Genomic DNA, 22113 nt, shown 5'->3' on the forward strand with positions numbered 1-22113 from the left:
GCTCAGCTCCTCTTCCGGCCGCCGATGGACCAGGTGTGGCCGAAGGGGTCGCGGAGCTGACCATAGCGGTCGCCCCAGAACTGATCCTCCAGCGGCATGACGGGGATGGCGCCCGCCACCAGAGCGCGGTTCCACCATTCGTCGGGATCATCGACCTGAAGGTGCAGGGTGACGCCCTTGGGCGTGATGTCGGCCTCGCCGGTCCATTCGGGGAACTCGTCGGCCAGCATCAGGCTGGCGCCATTGATCTTGAGGTGTGCGTGCATCAGCCGCTCGCCGTCCTCGGCGGGCATCCGCATGATCTCCTCGGCGCCGAAGGCCCGGCCGTAGAACTCGATGGCCGCCGCGCCGCCGCGCGAGGGAATGGTCAGATGGGGCGTGACGCCGCCCGTGGGACCCTGGTTCGGCTGGGGTTCGGACATGGTTCCTCCGTTCGGGACGGTAGAAGTGCGTGTATTCGCCTGAACGAACGCCTATCTAGGCTGTTCCATGACTGACCTGTTTGAAGCCGCCGGCATCCACGCCCCTGACGCCCCCTTGGCCGACCGTCTGCGCCCGCAGACGCTGGAGCAGGTGGTGGGCCAGGACCATCTGCTGGGCGAGGGCGGGCCGATCCGCCGCATGATCGAGGCCGGGCGTCTGGGCTCCATGATCCTGTGGGGGCCGCCGGGGACCGGCAAGACCACCATCGCCCGGCTTCTGGCCAAGGCGGCGGGCTATGAATACCAGTCGATCAGCGCCGTCTTCTCGGGCGTCGCCGACCTGAAGAAGGCGTTCGAGGCCGCGCGGATGCGCCGCGCCGCGGGTCAGCAGACCCTGCTGTTCGTGGACGAGATCCACCGCTTCAACCGCGCCCAGCAGGACGGCTTCCTGCCCTTCGTCGAGGAAGGGATCGTCACCCTGGTCGGCGCCACGACCGAGAACCCGAGCTTCGAGCTGAACGGGGCGCTGCTGTCGCGGAGCCAAGTCTATGTGCTGAAGCGTCTGGACGATGCGGCGCTGGATCAACTGTTGGACCGGGCGGCGGCCCTGATGGAGCGGCCTCTGCCGCTGACGTCCGAGGCGCGTCAGGCCATGCTGGCCCTGGCCGATGGCGACGGCCGCTATCTGCTGACCATGTCCGAGGTTCTGTTCGACCTGCCCGAGGGCGAGTTGCTGGACGTTCAGGGCCTGGCCGGCGTGCTTCAGAAACGCGCGCCCGCCTACGACAAGTCGCGCGAGGAGCACTACAACCTCATATCCGCCCTGCATAAGTCGGTGCGCGGATCGGACCCGGACGCGGCCCTCTACTGGCTGGCGCGGATGCTGAACGGGGGCGAGGACCCGCTCTATCTGGCGCGGCGGATCGTGCGGATGGCGGTCGAGGACATCGGACAGGCCGATCCCCTGTCCATCCTGGTCGCCAACGCCGCCAAGGACACCTACGACTTCCTCGGCAGCCCCGAAGGCGAACTAGCCCTGGCCCAGGCGGTGGTCCATCTGGCCACGGCGCCCAAGTCGGTGGGGGTCTATGAGGCCTTCAAGGCGGCGAAGAAGGCGGCGCATGAGACCGGCTCCCTGATGCCGCCCGCCCATATCCGCAACGCCCCGACCAAGCTGATGAAACAGCTCGGCTACGGCAAGGGGTACCAGTACGATCCCGACACGCCCGAGGGCTTTTCCGGCGCCAACTTCTTCCCCGACGAGATGGAACGCCGCACCTTCTACAAGCCGAAAGGCGAGGGCCACGAAGAGAAGGTCAAGGCGCGACTGGAACGCTGGGCGGCCTTGCGGGAACGGGCGCAGAGGGAAGGCTGAGTCTTTCCTCCTCATGGGGAGGAAAGGCAGAGTGATCGCCGTTCATTGTTAAGCATGGCCGTTCGGGCTTAGCCTGTCCCTCATCGGCAACCTGGGGAGGGAACAATGACCGATATCGCACGACGGGCGGCGACGCCCTGGCATCTGTGGCTGGTAGGCCTGCTGTCACTGGCCTGGAACGGCTATGGCGCGTTCGACTTCATCCAGACCACGACGCGGGGCGAGGCCTATATGCGGGCGTCCGGCTTTGACGACGCCATGATCGCCTATTTCACCGCCATGCCGACGTGGATGTATGCGCCGTGGATCATGGGGGTCTGGGGCGCGGTTCTGGGGTCGTTGCTCTTGCTGGCGCGCAGCCGTTGGGCGGTCCCCGCCTACGCCGTCTCCCTGATCGGGGCGGTGGTCAGTCTGATCTATCAGAAGGCGCTCAATCCGCCGCCGCCGCTGCCGGAGGCGGTGAAGATGATGGAATGGATGCCCTATGGCATCGTGGTCATCGCCCTGTTGCTGCTCTGGTACGCTTGGACCATGGCGAAGAAGGGCGTCCTCCGCTAAAGGCTCGGCGGGTGAAAACCCGCCAGCCCGCTTCCCTGACCGAAGAAGACATCGCCGCCGTCCGTTCGTGGGTCATCCACGAGGACGCGCACATCATCGCCTTCAACAAGCCGTCCGGCCTGTCGAGCCAGGGCGGACGCATCCAGGCCCATACCCTGGACGACCTTCTGTGGGCCTTTGCGCGCTCAAACGGCAAGCGGCCTGAGCTGGTGCACCGGCTGGACCGCGACACCTCGGGCGTCATCCTGGCGGCCAAGACCAAGCCCGCCGCCGGGTTCCTGGGCAAGGCCATGCAGATGCGCCGCTTCCAGAAGACCTATCTGGCCCTGGTGTCCTCGGCTCCCGAGCCGAAGTCGGGTCGCATCACCGCCGCCCTGCGCCGTGAAGAGATCGGGCGTGAATCCTATATGCGGGTGGTCGAGTTCGACGCCCCGGGCGCGCAGGGCGCCGTCAGCGGCTATCGCACCCTGGCCGCCAGCGAGGATGGCGCTTTGGTCGAGTTGTCGCCCGAGACGGGGCGGATGCACCAGCTGCGGGTCCATATGGCCTCGATCGGTCGGCCACTGGTTGGCGACGTGCGCTATGGCGGCGCGCTGACCTTCGCCGGTCGCGGCGCTCCGCGCCTGATGCTGCACGCGGCCAGACTGTCCTTCCCGCACCCCGAAGGCGGCGAGCGCGTGACGCTGGAAGCGGCTCCGCCCGAGGATTTTGCCGCCTTGAAAGCGGCGGCGGGGCTCTAGCCGGTTCAGCCTCTGTTCAGCTTCACGGCGGAACATCCCGACGGGCCCGGCGCTAATCGGGCAGGGAGAACGGCATGAAACGTCTGACCTTCGGCCTGATCGCGGTTTCGGCTCTGGCGCTGAGCGCCTGCGCCAGCCTGGCCCCCTATGGCCCGCAGCAATCGGCGCGGGGGCAGGGGTTCAGCGAGCAGCAGATCGAATCCAACCGTTTCCGCGTCACCTACAACGGCGTCGGCGCAGCCGGCCCGGTGGTCGATCGCGCCCTGTTTCGCGCGGGGCAACTGACCGTGGATCAGGGCTATGACTGGTTCGAGGTGACGCAGCGCTGGATCGACGGCCGTCCCGACAGCGCCGGCGGCGTGCGCCCCAGCGTCTCGATTGGGGCGGGGTCCAGCCGGTACGGCGGCTATCGCTCATCGGGCGTCGGTGTCGGCCTGGGCTTCGATCTCAGCGGGCCGCAGCCGACCTCGACCACGCTCGAGATCGTCATGGGACGCGGCGCCAAGCCGGATCGGCCCGACGCTTATGACGCGCGCCGGGTTCAGGACGCGATCCGGTCGCGGCTATAGCCGCACGAAGGCGCGAGCTCGAGAAGGCCGGGCGGCGGGCGGATGGCTGCCGCGATTACTGACGCTTGGCCCGGACGGCGGGGTTGTTGGCGACCTTGAGCATATAGCTGCCCATGGCGGCCCGACGGATTTTGACGGGCAGACCCGCGGAAGCGCGGAACTGTAGAGGCGTGGTGTCGATCTGACGCCAGGTTGATCCATCGGCGAGATAGAAGGTCCAGCCTGCGCCGGCGACGTAGGAGGCCCGTTCCAGGGTGGTTTCGACCTCGTCCAGCTGGCTGCGTTCGCCGCCCAGAAGGCTGGATACGTCTGGCAGGGCGAAGCCGAAAAGCGCGCGGTTCGTCTCCAGCACGCGCCGCCGCTCGACAACGACGATTTCTCCCGTCTGTTCGGCGAGGCGCAAGGAATCAGCTGCTGCATCGTAGCAGGCGAGCCGCGTGCTGGTTTCGGCCAATGAGCGGCAGTCGAGCAGCCGTTGCATCGCCGGGGCCGTCGGCGAGCTCGCGCTCTGCGCATAACCTTGATCTGTATGCAGCGAAACCGCAAAAAACAGTCCGGATGCGACGAGAATTTTTCTCGTAACGGCGTTCATGTGGTGTTCCTTGTCGATAATCCGGCGAATGGCGCTTCAAGTTTACCTTGCGCAACCTGTCGTTAAAGCGTGTCTACTTTGCGACATATGGGGCGCCATGTTTTTACAGCTAAGTAATTTCGTGGCGTAAATTGGACTGCTTGTCGTAATCCGTCTGCCTATTGATGGGCGAGTCTAGGACTTGGTTCCCATCAGAATTCCGGGCGGTAGCAGGAACCTTTGCTTTATCGTCCTTCGTCAGGAGAGGGTTAAACTTGACCAACAAACGTGAGCGGCTTCTGGCCACGACGATGATCGCCGGCTTTGCGCTGGCGGGCCTCGCCGCGCCGGCCATGGCCCAGTCCCAGACTGCTGAAGAGCAGACGACCCAGGTCGGCGAAATCGTCGTCACCGGTTCGCGGATTGCGCGCCAGGACTATCAATCGACCAGCCCGATCGTGACGGTCGACACCCAGGACTTCCAGGCGACGGGTTCGGTCACGATCGACAGCCTGCTGAACGACATGCCGCAGTTCGTGCCGTCGATCAGCTCGACCTCGAACAACCCCTCGAACGGCGGTCAGGCCAACCTGAACCTCCGCGGTCTGGGCACGGCTCGCACCCTGGTGCTGATGAACGGCCGTCGCGTCGTGCCGTCGAACGCCAGTGGCGTGGTTGACGTCAACATCCTGCCCACCGCCCTGATCAAGAACATCGAAGTCATTTCCGGCGGCGCCTCGGCGGCCTATGGTTCGGACGCTCTGGCCGGCGTGGCCAACTTCATCCTGAACGACAGCTTCGAAGGCGTTCAGGTCGACGTCCAGTACGGTGAAACCGATCGCAGCGACGGAACGACCGAGAGCTACTCGCTGACTGTCGGCGGCAACTTCGCCGACGACCGGGGCAACATGGTCCTGTCGCTGAGCCGTTCGACCCGCGCCCAGATCTACAACGGTGCTCGTGACTGGTCCTCGATCTCGGGCGCTTCGGGCACCACGCCGCTGGGCTCGACCACGTTCGACGCCAACAACCTGCCCACGCAGGCCTTCGTCAACGGCTATTTCGGCACCCCGACCGTCTGCCCGACGGGCACCAACCCGACGGCGCCTTGCATCGGTAACTCGAGCCAGTTCGGTTTCAACAACGACGGCTCGCTGTTCAGCTATGTGCTGACGCGTAACTTCAAGAGCCCGGGCGGCATCACCTATGATGGCTTCGCTCAGCCTGGCGTGGGCACCTATGCCTTCAACACCGGCGCTCTGAACTCGCTGCAACTGCCGCTGGATCGCTGGAGCGCCTATGCCGGTGGTCGTTACACGATCAACGACAATGCCGAGGTCTATTCGAACCTGCTGTTCACGCAGTACGAAGCGCAGCAGGAACTGGCCGCCACGCCCGCCGCGAACAACGTTCCTGGCACGGGCTTCCGCGTCCCCTCGACCAACCCCTTCATCGGCGCGACGCTGCGTTCCTTCCTGAACTCGCGTCCGAATCCGAACAGCTCGTTCCTGCTGAACAAGCGTTTCACCGAAGTCGGCGGCCGGATCGGCAACGATCGGTATAACGTCTATCAGCTGACGACCGGCATTCGTGGTGAAGTGCCGCAAAGCCGCTGGACCTATGACGTCTACGCCCAGTACGGCCGCGTCGACAACACCACCACCCAGATGGGCAACGTGTCGCGCTCGGCGGTTCAGCGTCTGCTGGATGCGCCCGACGGCGGCGCCAGCCTCTGCGCCGGCGGTTTCAACCCGTTCGGCGAATCCAACCTGTCGCCGTCGTGCGTGGCCTATATTTCGCGCACGGGTCAAAACACCACCGTGTCGGAGCAGACGGTCGTTGAAGGCTCGCTGCAAGGCCAGCTGTTCACGCTTCCGGCGGGTGAAGTTCGCGGCGCCTTCGGCGTGCAATATCGTCAGGACAACTACGCCTTCCGTCCGGACGCCTCGCTGGCCCAGAGCAACCCTGTCGTGGCCCGTCCGGACGGCGGTTCCAACGGTGGTTCGGAAATCGCTGGCTTCAACCCCTCGCAGGCTCTGAGCGGCTCGACGAACTCCAAGGAAGTGTTCGCCGAAGTTCTGGTGCCGGTTCTGGCTGACCTGCCGTTCATCCAGCAGCTCGACCTGACGCTGGGCTACCGCTACTCGGACTACAACACGATCGGCGGCGTTTCGGCCTACAAGGCTGACGTGGAATGGCAGATCGTGGACGGTCTGCGCTTCCGCGGCGGCGCCAACCGCGCCGTTCGTGCTCCGTCGATCGGCGAACTGTTCGCGCCGACCAACACCAGCTTCCCCTCGGTCGGTACGCCTTCGGCTACGGGCCTGTCGGGCGACCCCTGCGATATTCGCAGCAGCTACCGCAACGGCGCCAACGCCGCCAAGGTCCGGGATCTCTGCCTGGCTCAAGGCATCTCGTCGGCTTCGATCGACAGCTACCAGTTCGGCAACAACCAGGTGTCGGGCATCACGGGCGGCAACGTGAACCTGGAAGAAGAAACCGCGGACACCTGGTCGGCCGGTCTCGTCTATCAGTCGCGCTTCCAGCACCCGCTGCTGTCGGGCTTCTCGGCCTCGATCGACTACTACAACATCGAGATCACCAACGTGATCGGCACCGTCGGCGCTGCGGCCCAGCTGCAGGGCTGCTACAACGCTCAAGGTCAAAACCCGACCTACGATCCGAACAACGGCTACTGCCAGCTGTTCGCGCGTGACCCGCTGACCGGCAACGTGACGCAGGCCCGCGAGCTGAACCAGAACCTGGCCACGCTGAAGACCTCGGGCGTCGATGCCCAGTTCGACTGGCGCGTGCAACTGGCTGACGCCGGTCTGCCCGATTGGGGTGCGCTGAGCGCCAACGTCGTCGTTGGCTGGCTGAGCGACTGGCAGCGCCAGGACACCGCTGGCGGTCCGTTCATCAACCGCACGGGCACCATTGACAGCGTCTTCGGCAACACCTTCCCCGAGTGGAAGATGCTGTCGTCGCTGAACTGGTCGATGGGGGCGTTTGGCGCCGGCGTCCGTTGGCGTCGCGTGGGTGAGATGACCCAGTTCGGCACCACCACGGTGCTGGAGCCGCTGCACTACTTCGACCTGAACGGGTCGTGGGCGGTCAACGATACGGTCGTCCTGCGTGCAGGCGTGAACAACCTGACCGACGAAGATCCCCGGACCTATTCGCCGGGCGTTCAGGCCAACACCGATCCGTCGACCTACGACGTGCTCGGCCGCCGCTACTACGTCGGCCTGACCGCGCGCTTCTAAGCCCGGTCAGTTTCAAGAGAGGGCGGCGGGTTTCGACCCGCCGCCCTTTTTGATTCCGGGGAGCCGCCGAGCCGGAGCGGGTTTCTCCATCGCCTGCATGATTTTCGCCAAACCTGACCACGCGGTGTAGAAGCCCGGCATGATGCAAATTCTTCTTGTCGCCGCCGGCGGCGCCCTGGGGGCCATGGCCCGCTATGGGCTGGGTCTGACGGTCGGGCGGTTCGCGCCGGGCGCAGCGTGGCCATGGGCGACCATGACCGCCAATATCACCGGCGGCCTGCTGATGGGGCTGTTGGCCGGGTGGCTGGCGCTGAAGGCGGGCGCGGGGCAGGAGAGCATCCGTCTGTTCGCCGCCGTTGGCCTGCTGGGCGGCTTCACCACCTTTTCGGCCTTTTCGCTGGAAGCGGCGCTGATGATCGAACGCCGTGAACTGGCCACGGCTTTCGTCTATGTGGCGGGTTCGGTGGTTGTTTCCATCGCCGCCCTGTTCGTCGGCCTGATGATCGCGCGCAAACTGTTTACCGGAGTGGGCGCATGAGCCGCGAAGTCCAGACCCTCTACGTCGCCGAAGACGAGCACGACATCCGCCTGGACCGGTGGTTCAAGCGCCGCTGGCCGCATCTGACTCACATCCAGGTCGAGAAGATGGCCCGCAGCGGCCAGATCCGCGTCGATGGTTCGCGGGTCAAGCCGCAGGATCGTCTGACCGCCGGGGCCGCCGTGCGCGTGCCGCCTCTGCCCGAAGCCAATCCGCGCAAGCCGGGCGACCTGCATGAACTGACCGAGCGCGACGTGGCCTACGCCAAGTCGCTGGTCCTCTATGAAGACGACATGGTCATCGCCCTGAACAAGCCGCACGGCCTGGCCGTGCAGGGTGGCACCAAGACGACCAAGCACGTCGACCGTCTGCTGTCGGCCTGGGGCGAGGGGATGGACCGGCCGCGTCTGGTCCACCGTCTGGACCGCGACACCTCGGGCGTGCTGCTGCTGGGCAAGGGGCCCGAGGCGGCCAAGCGTCTGGCCGGGGCTTTCGCCCGGCGTCAGGCCAAGAAGACCTATTGGGCCATCGTCATCGGCAACCCCAAGCCGACGCACGGTCAGATCGACATGGCGCTGAAGAAGACCGGCATCAACGACTTCGAGATGATGCGTCCCGCCGAACCCAAGGACCCCAAGGGCGAGCCGGCCGAGACCGCCTTCGCCACCATCAGCCGTGCCGCCCACCGCGCGGCCTGGATGGCGCTGCGTCCATTCACTGGTCGCACGCACCAGCTGCGCGCCCACATGGCCGCCATAGGCCACCCCATCCTGGGCGATCCCAAGTATGGGGACGAGAAGTCGCGCGAGCTGTCCGGCGTGCTGAAGCTGCAACTGCACGCCCGCCGGATCGAGCTGGACCATCCGCGCGGCGGCAAGTTGATCGTCGAGGCGCCGCTGAGTCCTGAAATGAAGGCTGGCTTCGCCCACTTCGGTTTCTCCGAGGATGAAAGCGACGTGGACCCCTTCGAAGGGGTCAAGCGCCAGCGATGAGCCATGACGGTCGTTCCAGCCCTGAGCGCGCGGCCATCGACCGTTTGATTGCTGCTGGCCGCCTTGATGAGGCTCTGGCCGCGTTGCGCGTGGCGCCGGATGCGGCGGCGACCTGGCCTTTGCAGGCTGACCTTCTCAAGCAACTGGGGCGTTTGGACGAAGCTCTGGCGTTGCGCTTCGCCCAGGTGAAGGCTCGACCGACTAGCAGTGTGTCGGAGCATAATCTGGCGGCGCTCCTGGGCGACATGCATCGACACGTTGAGGCCGAGGCCGCAGTCCGTCGCGCTTTCGCCAAGGGCGGTGACGCGCCGGAAACCTGGCTGGTGCTGGCTCGGTCGCTGGCAGGGCAGGAGAAGGGCGACGACGCGGAACAGGCCTATCGTCAGGCAGTGTCGCGTCGTCCGACCCATGTCGAAGCCCTGCGTGAATTGGCGCAACTGATCTGGATGCGAACCGCCGACGCCACGCGTGCCCTGGCGCCGGTTCGCGAGGCGCTGGATCGTGCACCCGGCGACAGCGGGGTGCGCTGTCTGTTGGGTCTACTGATGGACTACACGGGCTCGACGCCGCGCGAGGTGTGGAGCGCGCTGGTTGAAGGCGAAACGCGCCGTGATCCAGCCCTTGATCTGGCCGCCGCCTCCGCCGCCCTGTCGTTCGATCGGGATCTGGCGCTCGATCATGCACTTGCGGCCGCGGCCGCCGCGCCGGGCCACCCGTTTGTGGCCTTGAAGCTGGCCGAGATCAGACTGGCGCGGGGCGAACTGGATCAGGCCGCTGTTCTGCTCGCCGGGACCGACGAGCCGGCAGAGGATCAGAACTGGCTGTCGCTGAAGGCCACGTTTGAGCGGTTATCAGGCGCGTCGGACGGCCCGGCGTTGAATGACTACGAGGCTTTCGTGCAAGGCCAGGTCATTGATACGCCGGAGGGCTGGTCTGATCTGATCACCTATCTCGACGATCTCGCGGCTGCGTTGCGCCGGCTGCACACGTTCCAGACGCATCCCGTGGGCCAAAGTCTGCGGCACGGGACGCAGACCCATGTCGATCTGCGGGCCAGCGAGGATCCCGCCATTCGCGCCTTTTTCAGCGCCATCGATGGTCCGATCGGGCGTTATCTGGAGCGGCTGGGGAACGGCGATGATCCCTTGCGGCGGCGCAACACCGGCGCCTATCGCATCGTGGGCTGCTGGTCGGTGCAGTTGGTCCCCGGCGGCTATCATGCGCCGCACGTCCACCCCGAAGGCTGGCTGTCCTCGGCCTGCTATATCGATCTGCCGACGGCGGTGGAGGCGGGCGGTCGAGAGGGTTGGATCGGCTTTGGCGCGCCGCCGTTCGTCTGCGCCACGCCCACGCCGCCTGAACACTACGAGAAGCCGGAACCGGGCAAGCTGGTGCTGTTTCCGTCCTATATGTGGCACGGGACCGTGCCGTTCTCTGGTGAGGAGACCCGCCTGACCATCGCCTTTGACGTGGTTCCCGCATGACCCGCCCGCTTGCCGTCTTCGATATCGATGGGACCCTGGTGGACAGCCGGGCCTCGATCCACCGCGCCTGCTGCGAAGCTGCGCGCGAGCTGGGCCTGGCCGAGCCCTCCTATGACCGGGTGCGCCAGATTGTCGGGCTGACGCTGGACAAGGCGCTACACGTGCTGGAGCCCGGGTTGACGCTGGCGGAGTTGGCGGACTTTGTCGCCGCCTTTCAGGCCAGCTTCCGCGCCATGTACGACGCCGGCCACGAAGAGCCTCTCTATCCCGGCGTCATGGACACCCTGCGTCGTCTGAAGCGCGACGGCTGGCGGTTGTCGCTGGCGACGGGGCAGAACCGACGCGGCGTGGCTCGCAATCTGGCGCGGCCGGAATGGAGCACGCTTTTCCTGTCCAGCCACTGCTCCGCCGATGGTCCGGGCAAACCCGATCCGGCCATGCTGTTCGCCGCCATGACCGCCTGTGGAGCCGACGCCGCCTCTACCGTCATGATCGGCGACACCAGCCACGACATCCTGATGGCCCTGAACGCCGGCGTGCATCCTCTGGGCGTCGGCTGGGGTTTCCATACCCATGGGGAACAGATGGCGGCGGGCGCGCATCACGTCGCCGTCGACTGCCCCGATCTGGAGGCGGCGCTGGACCGCTTCGCCTCAACCGCTATCGCTGCTTAGAAGACCGTCATGTCCCACATTCCGCCGCTTGATCCCAATGTCGCCGCCCGCAAGGGTTTCCGCGAATCCGAGGAGCGCATCAAACGCTTCTGGACGGTCGTTGACGTCTCGAAAGACGAAGGCGGCTGGACCGTGCGCCTGGACGGCCGCACGCCCAAGACTCCGGCGGGAAACACCCTGACCCTGCCGACCGAGGCCGCCGCGCGGCTGGTCGCGGATGAATGGGCGGCGCAGGGTGAATTCTTGGTTCCCGGAACCATGCCCGCCACCCGCCTGGCCTCGACCGCCATCGACCGGGTCAGCCAGACGCGCGAGCCGGTGGCCGCCGAGATCGCCGCCTACGCCGGGTCGGATGTCCTGTGCTACCTGGCCGAACATCCGGCGGCCCTGATTGAACGTCAGCAGGCCGAGTGGGGACCGTGGCGCGACTGGGCGGCGCGTGAACTGGGCGTGACCCTGCATGCCGCCGAGGGCATCGTACACCGGGCGCAGTCGCCCGAGGCGCTGGAGCGGGTCAAGGCCTTGGCCCTGGAGATGGACGACCATGCCCTGACCGGGCTGGCGACGGCGGTGCCCCTGTTGGGGTCGGCGGTGCTGGGTCTGGCGGTGCAGCGCGGGGCCCTGTCGGGCGCGGAGGCGCTGGACCTGTCGCGTCTGGACGAGGCCTTCACCGAGGAACGCTGGGGCGTGGACGAGGAAGCCGCCGCCCGCGTGGCCGCCCATCGCGACGAGGCGACCCTGTTGCAGCGGTGGTTCGAGGCGCTGCGGGCCTGATCAGCCCGCCGAGCCGCTGATCAGGGCTTCGCGCTCCTCGGACGTGATCATCCGCCAACTGCCTTCGGGCAGGTTGTTCAGGTGGATCGGGCCGACGCGGATGCGCAGCAGGTCCGTGACCTCCAGGTCGACCATCTCGCACATGCGGCGGATCTGACGGTTGCGGCCCTCGGTCAGGATGAAGCGCAGGCGGTTCTGCTCCATGCGCGACACCCGGGCGTATTTCAGGATGCGCCCGTCCAGCATCAGGCCGCGGCGCAGCAGGGCCAGTTTCTTCTCGGTTACGTCGCCCACCACGCGGACCAGGTATTCCTTGTCCAGGTGCGACTGCGGCCCGATCACGGCCTTGGCCACCACGCCGTCCGACGACAGCAGCAGCAGACCGCGCGAATCCTCGTCCAGACGGCCGATGGGGGGCAGGGAGGCGTCCTCGGCGGGGACGGCGCCGTCGCCGACGCGGTTGGCCTCGGTCAGCAGGCGCACGGCCGGGATCTTGTCCGGCTCGGGCTGGCCCGAGACATAGCCCAGCGGCTTGTGGATCAGGATGGTGACGCCGGACGCCAGGGCGGCCTCGCCCCGGTCGTTCAAAGTCAGGGTCTGACCCGGTTCGATCTTGCGGCCCGCGTCGGTGACGCTCTCGCCGTCGATGCTGACCATGCCGGCGGCGATCAGGGCCTCGGCCTCGCGTCGCGAGCAGACGCCGGTCTGGCCCAGCCACTTGTTGATGCGGACCGGCTCTGGGCCGTCATAGGTGCGAGTGAAAGCCATGCGGCTCTGTAGAGGTCTGCACGGTGTCGCGGCAAGCTTCAGACCCGGCGGAACAGCAAGCTGATGTTGTTGGCGGGCATTTCCGTGCGCAGGGTCAGCGCCAGACCATGCGATCGGGCCAGGGCGACGACCGTGTCCCGGTCACGCAGGCCCCAGGCCGCATCGCGGGATTTCAGACTGGTGTCGAAGGCTTCGTTCGACGGCGCCAGAGGAACCTCGGCTTCTCGATAGGGGCCATAAAGATACAGCAGGCCGCCAGGCCGGGGCAGGGCGCGTTCGGCCAGTTTCATCAGGCCTTCGGTCGCCGCCCAGGGGCTGATGTGGACCATGTTGATGCAGACCACAGCGTCGAAGCCGTCTGCGGGCCAGGTCGTTTCGTCCAGGCAGTCCAGCGCTAGCGGCGGTTGAAGGCGATCCGTTCCCCCCTCGGCGGCCCAGGCGGCGATGCTGGCGCGCGCGTCCGCGCTGGGGTCGCTGGGCGTCCAGTCCAGGCCCGGCAGGGCGCCGGAAAAGAAGACGGCGTGCTGGCCCGAGCCGGCGGCGATTTCCAGAACCCGACCGCTTTTCGGCAGATGGGCGCGTAGCAGGCGCAGGATCGACTCCGCGTTGCGAAGCGAGGCCGGGGAGGCCAGGGCCCCGTCAGGACGGGCGGTCAGGGTGTCCATGGTGCGCATCTGACCGTGTTATCGCCGCACGACGCGACGGGCGACCGGAAAGCATGCTGCGACGCAGCAATTTTATTCCGAGCAGGGTGAATTCCGGCAACGGTTGACCTTGCGTCGCCTCTGGTGGCATTGCGCCTGTAACAGGGCGTGATCGGCGCCCGACTCGTCACGACGGCGTCAGATCGTCGGGCGGCCCGGTTCAGGAGACCATAACTGTGACTGCAGACGTATCGATTCCCGGACTCTATCCGGCGCCCACCGAACACAAGGGCCTGGTCAGCTGGGTCGCCCAGATTGCGGCCCTGACCAAGCCGGACCGGGTTCACTGGTGTGACGGCTCTGAAGCCGAGAAATCGGCCATCATCGCCGACCTGATCGGCAAGGGTACGCTGAAGGAACTGGACCAGGCCAAGCGCCCCGGCTGCTACTACGCCGCTTCGGACCCCAAGGACGTGGCCCGCGTGGAGAGCCGCACCTTCATCTGCTCGGAAGACGAGGCCGATGCCGGCCCGACCAACAACTGGTCCGACCCCGTTGAAATGCGCGACCGCCTGGATGGCCTGTTCGACGGCTGCATGAAGGGCCGCACCATGTATGTGGTGCCCTTCTGCATGGGCCCGCTGGGCTCCAAGATCTCCGCCCTGGGCGTCGAGATCACCGACAGCGGCTATGTGGCCGTGTCGATGGGCGTCATGACCCGCATGGGCAAGGGCGCGCTGGACATGCTGGGCGCCGACGGCGTCTTCGTCCCCGCCGTTCACACCCTGGGCGCCCCGCTGGCTGAAGGTCAGGCCGACGTGGCCTGGCCCTGCAACGACGACAAGTGGATCGTCCACTTCCCCGAAACGCGCGAAATCTGGTCCTATGGCTCGGGCTACGGCGGCAACGCACTGCTGGGCAAGAAGTGCTACGCCCTGCGCATCGCCTCGATCATGGCCCGCGACGAGGGCTGGCTGGCCGAGCATATGCTGATCCTCAAGCTGACCAGCCCCGAGGGCGTGTCCAAGTATGTGGCCGCCGCCTTCCCCTCGGCCTGCGGCAAGACCAACCTGGCCATGCTGCAACCGGCGTTGGCCGGCTGGAAGGCCGAGACGGTCGGCGACGACATCGCCTGGATGCGCTTCGGCGACGACGGCCGTCTGTACGCCGTGAACCCGGAAGCGGGCTTCTTCGGCGTGGCGCCGGGCACCAGCCGCAACACCAACCACAACGCGCTCGAGACCCTGGCGAAGAACACCATCTTCACCAACGTCGCCCTGACCGCTGACGGCGACGTCTGGTGGGAAGGCCTGACCAAGGAGGCGCCTGCGGGCCTGACCAACTGGAAGGGTCAGCCGCACGATCCGGCCTCGGGCGAGCCCGCCGCTCACCCGAACGCCCGCTTCGCCGCCCCCGCCGGCCAGTGCCCGGCCATCGCGCCCGAATGGGAAGACCCGGCGGGCGTGCCGATCGACGCCATCCTGTTCGGCGGCCGTCGCGCCTCGGCCGTGCCTCTGGTGACGGAAGCCTTCGACTGGGAGCACGGGGTTTTCATGGGTTCGACCGTGGCCTCCGAAGGCACCGCCGCCGCCGAGAACAAGGTCGGCGAGTTGCGCCGCGATCCCTTCGCCATGCTGCCCTTCTGCGGCTACAACATGGGCGACTACTTCGGTCACTGGCTGAAGATGGGCGAGAAGGCCGATGCGGCCAAGCTGCCGCGCCTCTTCTTCGTCAACTGGTTCCGCAAGAACGAGGACGGCAAGTTCGTCTGGCCGGGCTTCGGCGACAACGCCCGCGTGCTCAAGTGGATCGTCGAGCGTCTGGATGGTCAGGCCGAGGCCGTGGACACCCCGGTCGGCCGCCTGCCGACCAAGGCGGCGCTGGACCTGTCGGGCCTGACCCTGTCGGACGCCGACCTGAAGATCCTGCTGGACGTCGACGCCGACGTCTGGACCGAGGAAGCGGCCCTGATCCCCGCCTTCTACGAGAAGTTCGGCGACCGCCTGCCCAAGGCCCTGTGGGGCCAGCACACGGCCCTGACCAAGCGTCTGGAAGAAGCCCGCGCGGCCAAGCTCGCCGCCGAGTAGGACAAAAGCCGGGTTGAAATCGGGGCGCGGGAGGTCGAAGGACAGCCCGTGCCCCTTTTCAATTCTCAAGACATCGCAGTGATCGGCGCGGGCGTTCTGGGCCTGTGCACGGCGGCGGAATTGGCCCGGCGCGGCCATGTCGTGACCGTGGTTGATCCTGGCGGGTTGAACGCCTCGGCGGTGGCGGCGGGGATGATCGCGCCGGCGATGGAAAGCGCCGTCGACGACCTGAGCCCCGAACACGCCGCCCTGCTGCGCCGCGCCCGCGACGCCTGGGTCGATTTCGCGGCGGCGACCGGCGTCAGGCTGGATCGCGATCCAGCCGAGTGGCGCGGCGGGAACGTCGAGGTTCTGGCCGGGCGGTTAGCCGCCCTGGGCTTTGAACAGGTCTACGACCGCGAGGCTGGACGGCTGACCACGCGGGAAGACTGGAAGGTCGAACCGGCCCAGGCGCTGGCGGCTCTGACGCAGGGCGTTCGGAGGCTGGAGGGCCGCGCGACGGCTTTGTCGAGGACGGACGGGCGCTGGCATGTCGAGACCACGGCGGGATCGGTCGAGGCGGATCAGGTGGTGCTGGCGATCGGGGCGGAGGCGGCGCCGGACGGCCTGCCGGAAGCCGCCACCCGCCTGCTGGCCCTGATCAGCCCGATCCGGGGCCAGATCGGTCTGGTGGCCGAGGGGCTGGTGGATCACGTCGTGCGCGGTCCCGGCGCCTATGTCGCGCCGATGGGCCAGGGCTGCGTCATCGGGGCCACGATGGAAGCGGGCGAGCGGTCGCTGACGCCGGATCCCGAACGGTGTGCGCAGATGCTGGGCGCGGCCTGGGCGGTGCTGGGCCAGACGCCGCGACCGCTTCAGGTCGACTGGCGCGCCGGCGTGCGCGGCGCCACGCCCGACGGCCTGCCGATGGCGGGCGCGGCGGGGCAGGGGTTGCATCTGGCGCTGGGGCCGCGCCGCAACGGTTGGCTGTTGGGGCCGCTGGTCGCCAGGGTGGTGGCCGACGAAGTCGAGGGCCGGTCCTCGAAAGAACCGACCCTCGCCCCCCGTCGCTTCACCTAGCTTTCGAGCCTACTCGGGCAGGGTGAAGCGAATGGCCATGCTGACGCGGGCGCCGTCGACGGCCTGACCGTCCACCGTGCGGGGGCTGAGACGGAAGTAGCGCGTCAGGCTCAGCGCCGCCCGCCCGAAGCCCTGATTGCCCGGCGTTTCCGACGACACCGAGCAGCCGGTCAGGCTCCCGTCGACCTTCACCAGGCAGGACAGGTTGGCGACGCCGCTGACGCCGCGCGCCTCAGCGGCTGACGGATAGGCCCGCATCATCTGGTCCGCCGATGGCTTTCTGACCCAGTCGGGGTTGGTGATGACCGGGGGCGTGCGCACCGGGTCGGCGGCGACAGCCGTCCCAGTCGAGGGCTCGCTGGCGGGTGCGCTGATGTTGATCGCCGGCCCGGTATCCGTCGAGGTGACAGGCGCGATCGGAACCACCAGCGGCTTCACATCGGACGCGATGACGTTTTCCGTGCGGTGAATCGGCGGCGTCGGCGCGGGCGGCGCCTTGGGCGCGACGGTCGGTTCGGGCGGCTTGGGCATGGGCAGGATGTCGATCCGCGTCACCGGGCCTTCGCTTTCGACGGGAATATCCGCCAGTTCAAAACGCTGATTGTACAACCACACCCCAACGCCGACATGGACCAGGGCGGACACACCGATGGCCGCCCACATCCAGCGCGGAATCGGCTTCTTGCGCTCGGAAAAGTCTATCGGGCTCACCAGTCCGGGGCCGCCCGCGGTTCTGATCATCATGGCCTTCAACGCCTCCTGTCGTCGGCCCTCCCCAGCGCCCACGGAACAATGGTCGCGCTCAGCTTGCGGCTTTATTGCGGCGGTTGTTTATTAGGCTTTCATTAACCTTGGTTAGCGACCGTTCACCCTATGAGCGTAGGAGCGATTCCATCATCCGGCGGGGTTGAGGCGGCCATCCGACGTGCGTCCAGCACGACCGGCGTGGACTTCGATTTCCTGATGAAGACGGCGCGCCGCGAGAGTGCGATGAACCCGTCTGCGCGGGCCTCGACCTCGTCCGCCTCGGGCCTGTTCCAGTTCATCGAGCAGACCTGGCTGGCCACGGTGAAGCAGCATGGCGCCAAGCACGGATACGGCCAGTACGCCGACCTGATCCATCGCGGCGACGACGGCCGCTGGCGGGTGCAGGGCTCGGCCCGCAATGTGGTGCTGGACTTGCGCTTCGATCCTCAAGCCGCCTCGACCATGGCGGCTGAGCTGACGGCTTCCAACGCCGCCTATCTGCGTGGCCGAACGGGGCAGGAGCCAGGCGCCGGCGACCTCTACGCCGCGCATTTTCTCGGTCCAGCAGGCGCCGCCAAGCTGATGGAGGCCATGCAGTCGCGGCCGGGCGCCAGCGCGGCCTCGCTGTTCCCCGACGCGGCCTCTGCCAACCGCTCGATCTTCTATCGCAACGGCCGTCACGCCACGGTGGCCGAGGTGCACGCCAACCTGCAGCGCACGGCAGGCGAGGGGGCGCCGGCGGCAAGCACGGGTTCGATCCAGAGTGTCACGGCGCCGGATCTGAGTGAGAAGGACCGACTTCTGGCGGCGCGCCTGGACCGTTTGAAGCAGGATCAGAGCCTGCTGGCCCTGCTGTTGGGTCAGGATGGCCAAGGGGGCAAGAGCAGCGGCTTTGGCGGCGCCTTTGCGCCGCCGCCGGCGACCACGGCCTGAGTGAACATGGTTTCGACGCACTCCTAACGGAGCGTTAACTATGTAAAGCTAAGCGTGACGATTGATTCTTCGCCCGCCTAGCTCACGAGCTCTCGCATGACCGCCTACCGCGCCCGACTGACGGAAAGCGACATTCGGCGCCTGATCAAGTCTGACGCCGAAGACGAGCGGGCCGCAGCGGCGCACAAGCTGTGCCGCAGCATCGACCGGATGCCTCTGGACGACATCGAACGAGAAGCCGCGCAGAAAATCCTGACCGTCATGGCCAACGACGCGGCCGAGCTGGTGCGCCGCGCCCTGGCGGTGACGCTGAAAGCTTCCGACCTGATGCCGCGGGAGGTGGCGCGTCGTCTGGTTGCTGACGCCGACAGCGTGGCCTTGCCCATGATCGCCAGCTCGCCGGTTTTCACTGATGATGACCTGATCGAGATCGTCCGCAGCGGCTCGGCCGTGCGTCAGAACGCCGTGGCTGCGCGTGACCGTGTGCCACGCGACGTCGCCACGGTCCTGGCGGCCGAGGGATGCCAGTCAGCGGTGCGCGCTCTGGCGGCAAACGACAATGCTGACATCTCTGAAGCGGCCCTGGGCGTGGCTATCGATCGTTTCGGCGAGGCTTCGGAAGTGGTCTCGGCCATCGCCTATCGCCAGGTTCTGCCTTTGTCGGTGACCGAGCGGCTGGTGGCTCTGGCCAGCGATGCGGTGCGTGAGCATCTTGTGACGCGTCATGCGGTGGCGCCCGAGACGGCGATCCAGTTCGCTCATTTCGCACGTGAACGGGCGACGGTGGATCTGGTGGATCAGGCGCGGGTCAGCAACGATCTGCCGGCTTTCGTCGCCGGGCTGAACGCTCGCAAAGCCCTGACTGCTTCCTTGTTGCTGCGGGCCCTGGCGCGGGGCCAGATGGCTCTGTTCGAGCATGCCTTGGCGGAGTTGGCCGGTACGCCGCACCATCGCGCCTGGCTGATGGTGCATGACGCTGGCCCCCTGGGGTTGAAGGCCATCTATGACCGGGCCGGGCTGCCGCCGCGCCTGTTCCAGGCATTTCGCGCCGGCGTCGACACCTGGCGCGCTCTCCAGGCTGAAGGCGGCGACACCGCGAGCGACGATTTCCGCCAACGCATGCTGGAACGTTTCCTGAGCCAGCGCCCCAACACCTCGCGTGAGGATCTGGCCTATCTGCTGGAGCGGCTGGATCAGCATCCGGTCCAGGGTGTCGAAGCGGCGGTCAGCGCCGCCTGAAGCGAGCATGGTTCGACAAAAAAGGCGCCCCCGGCATCGAGGGCGCCTTTCGCGTATCTGGGCCTGGCGTCAGGCCAGATGTTCGGCGACGCGGGCTTCCAGGGTCTCCGCCAGGGCGCGTCCGGTCGGATGCTCATCCGTTTGGATCTCGTCCCGCACCACGGCGCGAATGGCGTCGATGTGGGCGTCGAGCAGGGCGGCGGGCGCCTGCATCCGCTTGTCGGCGTCGTCCATCATGCGGCACAGGGAGCCGGCGATGCGGGTGACGAGAGGGTACTGGTAGGTGGCGCCTAGACCCTTCAGGTCGTGGGCGCGGAAATAGAGACCCTCGGCGGTTTCCGGGGTGTAGCCCTTGGCGCGGATGTCGGCCTGGGCCTGGTCCAGTTTGACGATCTCGTCGTTCAGCCACTGGCCGAACTGGGCCGACATGGCCTTGAGGGCCGCCTCGGCCTTGGCGATGGCGTCGGCGTCGATGCCGCCAAAGCCGCCGACCTTGGCGCGCAGCGGGTTGGGCGGGCGAATGACCTGGGGAGGGTTGCTCACGATACGGCTCCTGAACTCTTGAAGCCGAGTCTAGATGCTGAGCCTTAAAAACCCGTGACGTTTCAGCTGGCGAACTGCTCGGCCATGACGCGTTCCTCGAAGGATCGTCCCGCGTCGAACAGCATGGTCAGGCTGATATCGCGGCGCTCGCGCACCTCAACCCGGGTCACGCGACGGACCTCGAAGTTGTCGGCGGTGGCGCTGACCGGGCGCTTGTCGGGCTCCAGCACCTCGAAGCGGACGCGCGCCGTGTGCGACAGCAGGGCACCGCGCCAGCGCCGGGGGCGGAAGGCGCTGATCGGTGTCAGGGCGAGGCTGGGCGCATCCAGCGGGATGATGGGGCCGTGAGCCGACAGGTTGTAGGCGGTCGAGCCGGCGGGCGTGGCGACCATGCAGCCGTCGCAGCTGAGCTCCTCCAGCCGCACCTTGTCATTGATGCTGACGCGCAGCTTGGCGGTCTGGCGCGTCTGGCGCAGCAAGGAGACCTCGTTGATGGCCAGGCCGCTGTGGACCTCGCCGCTCTCGACCCAGGCGTCCATCTGCAGGGGGTGGATGACGGTGCGGTCGGCCTCGGCCAGACGGGTCAGCAGCTCGTCTTCATCATAGTCGTTCATCAGGAAGCCGACCGAGCCGCGGTTCATCCCATAAACCGGGGTGCGGAGCTGCAGGTTGTTGTGCAGGGTTTCCAGCATGAAGCCGTCGCCGCCCAGGGCCACGATGACGTCCGCCTCGCTCACCGGAACCGAGCCGTAGCGTTCGGTCAGGCGCAGGCGGGCTCGTTCCGCCTCGGGGCGGTCGCTGGCGACGAAGGTGAGGGCGAGGGAGGTGGTCACGGCGCTAGGCAAGCGGAGCGGAAGGCTCGTGTCAAACGGAAGCGTCGCCGATTTCGGCCATCAGCAAGCGAAACTCATAGGCCGCCTGATCCGCCGAACGTTCGGCCAGGCGCCACGCCGAGCTGTCGGGATCGCGAGGAAAGCCCTTGTTCAGCTTACGGATTTCGGTCAGCAGGGCGGGGAAGGCGGCGCGATCCAGGCCGACGGCGATGCAGGCCAGAAACAGGGGGCGGGCAGTGTCGCCGCGCAGGGCGCGCCAGACCTGCGCCACGTCGAACCGGCCCAGAACCGCCAGACCGTGGGCGAAGACACCCAGCTTTTCCTCGCGCAGGGCGCGGATCAGATAGGCGGGGCGCAGTTGGCCCGCCGCGTGCAGCTTGGCCACGAGTCGGGCGTCGAGGTCGTCGGCGGCGGGCGGCGCGGCGATCGCGCCCCATTCGACAGCTGCGGCCTGATGGGTCGCCTCGCGCGCAGCCTCGGCCAGGCGGGCGGGATCAATCGGAAAGCGGTCGCTGATCGCCTGGCGCAGGGCCTCTCCGACCCATTGAAACAGCCGCAGGGCCAGGGTCTCATCCAGCGAGGGGTGGCGGGTCAGGGGCGCGCGCAGGGCGGCAAGCTGTTGCGCCTGGCCCACCAGATCGGCGAAGGTCGCGGCGTCGATCCGGGCGCTGCGATTGGTGGCCAGGGCGGTCATCACCGCCGGGTCGCGACCGATGACGATGGCGCGGGCTACGGCAGGGCCTATGTCGGGGCGCAGGGCGACCTGGATCTGATGCTCGATCGAACAGTCAGCCAGAAGCTGCAGCAGATCGTCGTCCAGCAGCAGCGGGCTGGCGGCGATGACCGGACGGGCGATCTCGATCTCGTCGGCGGCCAGCATCCGCACCAGGGCGGCGGGCGCCCAATCGGCCCTGGCCAGGCGCTGGGCCAGGACCTGGCGGATTTCGCGTTCGGCGCTGCGGGTCAGGGCGATGAAGATGTCGGCCAGGGCTTCCGGCGCACCGCCGTGGGCGCCGGCGGATTCATAGAGGCCGGCCACCCCCATCAGCAGACGGTTCTGGTCGTCGGGCGAGCGCTTCTTCGCCAGGTCGAGCAATTGATCCAGCCCGGACAAGGGCACGGCTTGCGAAGGCTTGGCCGGCTCAAGCGGTACGACTGTGGACACCGGCGGCTCCGCGGCTCGAAAGGCGGCCGCTTCGGCCGTGCGGCATAGTCGTCCGGGCGCGTGAAAACAGGGTTAACGAAACCTTCGGCCGGGGCATCCGCGCCGCTTGACGCGAGCGCGACGCAGCGCGAC

22 protein-coding genes are annotated in these 22113 nt (G+C 67.2%); 14 read left to right on the forward strand and 8 right to left on the reverse strand.

Annotation, left to right across the window (positions count from 1 at the left end; all coding sequences use genetic code 11):
* Positions 1–2: 2 nt before the first annotated feature.
* On the reverse strand, positions 3–422 hold the full coding sequence (locus tag IFE19_RS06110; protein WP_207826463.1) for a VOC family protein: 420 nt from the start codon (positions 420–422) through the stop codon (positions 3–5).
* A gap of 67 nt (positions 423–489) precedes the next feature.
* On the opposite strand from IFE19_RS06110, the gene IFE19_RS06115 reads away from it, so the two are divergent.
* The 4 genes from IFE19_RS06115 to IFE19_RS06130 all read left to right on the forward strand — a co-directional run bounded on the left by IFE19_RS06115 (position 490) and on the right by IFE19_RS06130 (position 3664).
* A complete protein-coding gene (locus IFE19_RS06115) occupies positions 490–1797 on the forward strand; it encodes a replication-associated recombination protein A (RefSeq protein ID WP_207826465.1) in 1308 nt (435 codons plus the stop codon).
* Positions 1798–1902: 105 nt separating this feature from the next.
* A complete protein-coding gene (locus IFE19_RS06120) occupies positions 1903–2355 on the forward strand; it encodes a hypothetical protein (protein WP_207826467.1) in 453 nt (150 codons plus the stop codon).
* A gap of 11 nt (positions 2356–2366) precedes the next feature.
* The gene (locus tag IFE19_RS06125) at positions 2367–3095 is read left to right on the forward strand and encodes an RluA family pseudouridine synthase (RefSeq protein ID WP_207826468.1); all 729 of its coding nucleotides are present in this window, start codon (positions 2367–2369) and stop codon (positions 3093–3095) included.
* A 74-nt stretch (positions 3096–3169) separates the two neighbouring features.
* Positions 3170–3664, forward strand: coding sequence for a CC0125/CC1285 family lipoprotein (locus IFE19_RS06130; protein ID WP_207826471.1), 495 nt, complete (start codon positions 3170–3172; stop codon positions 3662–3664).
* A gap of 55 nt (positions 3665–3719) precedes the next feature.
* Here IFE19_RS06130 and IFE19_RS06135 read toward each other — a convergent pair whose 3' ends face one another.
* Positions 3720–4256, reverse strand: a complete 537-nt coding sequence (locus tag IFE19_RS06135) for a hypothetical protein (RefSeq protein WP_207826473.1) — start codon at positions 4254–4256, stop codon at positions 3720–3722.
* Between the two features lie 254 nt (positions 4257–4510).
* On the opposite strand from IFE19_RS06135, the gene IFE19_RS06140 reads away from it, so the two are divergent.
* The 6 genes from IFE19_RS06140 to IFE19_RS17840 all read left to right on the forward strand — a co-directional run bounded on the left by IFE19_RS06140 (position 4511) and on the right by IFE19_RS17840 (position 11963).
* Entirely contained in the window at positions 4511–7501 is a 2991-nt protein-coding gene (locus tag IFE19_RS06140; RefSeq protein WP_318780467.1) for a TonB-dependent receptor plug domain-containing protein, read from the forward strand.
* Between the two features lie 139 nt (positions 7502–7640).
* Positions 7641–8039, forward strand: a complete 399-nt coding sequence (crcB, locus tag IFE19_RS06145; protein WP_207826479.1) for a fluoride efflux transporter CrcB — start codon at positions 7641–7643, stop codon at positions 8037–8039.
* Positions 8036–9031 carry an RluA family pseudouridine synthase gene (locus IFE19_RS06150; RefSeq protein ID WP_207826480.1) on the forward strand — a complete coding sequence of 332 codons (996 nt, stop codon included), beginning with the start codon at positions 8036–8038 and terminating at the stop codon, positions 9029–9031. The genes crcB and IFE19_RS06150 overlap by 4 nt, the downstream gene beginning before the upstream one ends.
* Positions 9028–10515, forward strand: a complete 1488-nt coding sequence (locus IFE19_RS06155) for a 2OG-Fe(II) oxygenase family protein (RefSeq protein ID WP_207826481.1) — start codon at positions 9028–9030, stop codon at positions 10513–10515. The genes IFE19_RS06150 and IFE19_RS06155 overlap by 4 nt, the downstream gene beginning before the upstream one ends.
* Positions 10512–11189, forward strand: coding sequence for an HAD-IA family hydrolase (locus IFE19_RS06160; protein WP_207826482.1), 678 nt, complete (start codon positions 10512–10514; stop codon positions 11187–11189). The genes IFE19_RS06155 and IFE19_RS06160 overlap by 4 nt, the downstream gene beginning before the upstream one ends.
* 9 nt (positions 11190–11198) lie before the next feature.
* Entirely contained in the window at positions 11199–11963 is a 765-nt protein-coding gene (locus tag IFE19_RS17840) for an ATP12 family chaperone protein (RefSeq protein WP_207826483.1), read from the forward strand.
* Here the strand turns inward: IFE19_RS17840 and IFE19_RS06170 are convergent, their stop codons facing one another.
* A complete protein-coding gene (locus tag IFE19_RS06170) occupies positions 11964–12731 on the reverse strand; it encodes a pseudouridine synthase (RefSeq protein WP_207826484.1) in 768 nt (255 codons plus the stop codon). It lies immediately after the preceding gene.
* A 38-nt stretch (positions 12732–12769) separates the two neighbouring features.
* Positions 12770–13396, reverse strand: coding sequence for a DUF938 domain-containing protein (locus tag IFE19_RS06175; RefSeq protein WP_225910430.1), 627 nt, complete (start codon positions 13394–13396; stop codon positions 12770–12772).
* A gap of 215 nt (positions 13397–13611) precedes the next feature.
* Between IFE19_RS06175 and IFE19_RS06180 the strand changes: the two genes are divergently transcribed.
* Entirely contained in the window at positions 13612–15462 is a 1851-nt protein-coding gene (locus IFE19_RS06180) for a phosphoenolpyruvate carboxykinase (GTP) (RefSeq protein ID WP_207826486.1), read from the forward strand.
* A gap of 48 nt (positions 15463–15510) precedes the next feature.
* Positions 15511–16521, forward strand: coding sequence for an NAD(P)/FAD-dependent oxidoreductase (locus tag IFE19_RS06185; protein WP_207826487.1), 1011 nt, complete (start codon positions 15511–15513; stop codon positions 16519–16521).
* A gap of 9 nt (positions 16522–16530) precedes the next feature.
* Here IFE19_RS06185 and IFE19_RS06190 read toward each other — a convergent pair whose 3' ends face one another.
* A complete protein-coding gene (locus IFE19_RS06190) occupies positions 16531–17265 on the reverse strand; it encodes a TonB family protein (RefSeq protein ID WP_207826488.1) in 735 nt (244 codons plus the stop codon).
* Between the two features lie 129 nt (positions 17266–17394).
* On the opposite strand from IFE19_RS06190, the gene IFE19_RS06195 reads away from it, so the two are divergent.
* A complete protein-coding gene (locus IFE19_RS06195) occupies positions 17395–18201 on the forward strand; it encodes a transglycosylase SLT domain-containing protein (RefSeq protein WP_207826492.1) in 807 nt (268 codons plus the stop codon).
* 96 nt (positions 18202–18297) lie between these two features.
* Entirely contained in the window at positions 18298–19440 is a 1143-nt protein-coding gene (locus IFE19_RS06200) for a DUF2336 domain-containing protein (RefSeq protein ID WP_207826494.1), read from the forward strand.
* A 69-nt stretch (positions 19441–19509) separates the two neighbouring features.
* On the opposite strand, the gene IFE19_RS06205 is transcribed toward IFE19_RS06200, so the two are convergent.
* The 3 genes from IFE19_RS06205 to IFE19_RS06215 form a co-directional block, all read right to left on the reverse strand.
* Positions 19510–19983, reverse strand: coding sequence for an Hpt domain-containing protein (locus IFE19_RS06205; RefSeq protein ID WP_207826495.1), 474 nt, complete (start codon positions 19981–19983; stop codon positions 19510–19512).
* Between the two features lie 62 nt (positions 19984–20045).
* Positions 20046–20816, reverse strand: a complete 771-nt coding sequence (locus IFE19_RS06210) for an NAD kinase (RefSeq protein WP_225910431.1) — start codon at positions 20814–20816, stop codon at positions 20046–20048.
* Positions 20817–20847: 31 nt separating this feature from the next.
* Complete coding sequence (locus tag IFE19_RS06215; RefSeq protein ID WP_225910432.1) at positions 20848–21981, reverse strand: DUF2336 domain-containing protein; 1134 nt, start codon at positions 21979–21981, stop codon at positions 20848–20850.
* Positions 21982–22113 lie beyond the last annotated feature (132 nt).

The organism is Brevundimonas pondensis (genome assembly GCF_017487345.1).
In the GTDB taxonomy this organism is placed as follows: Bacteria; Pseudomonadota; Alphaproteobacteria; order Caulobacterales; family Caulobacteraceae; genus Brevundimonas; species Brevundimonas pondensis.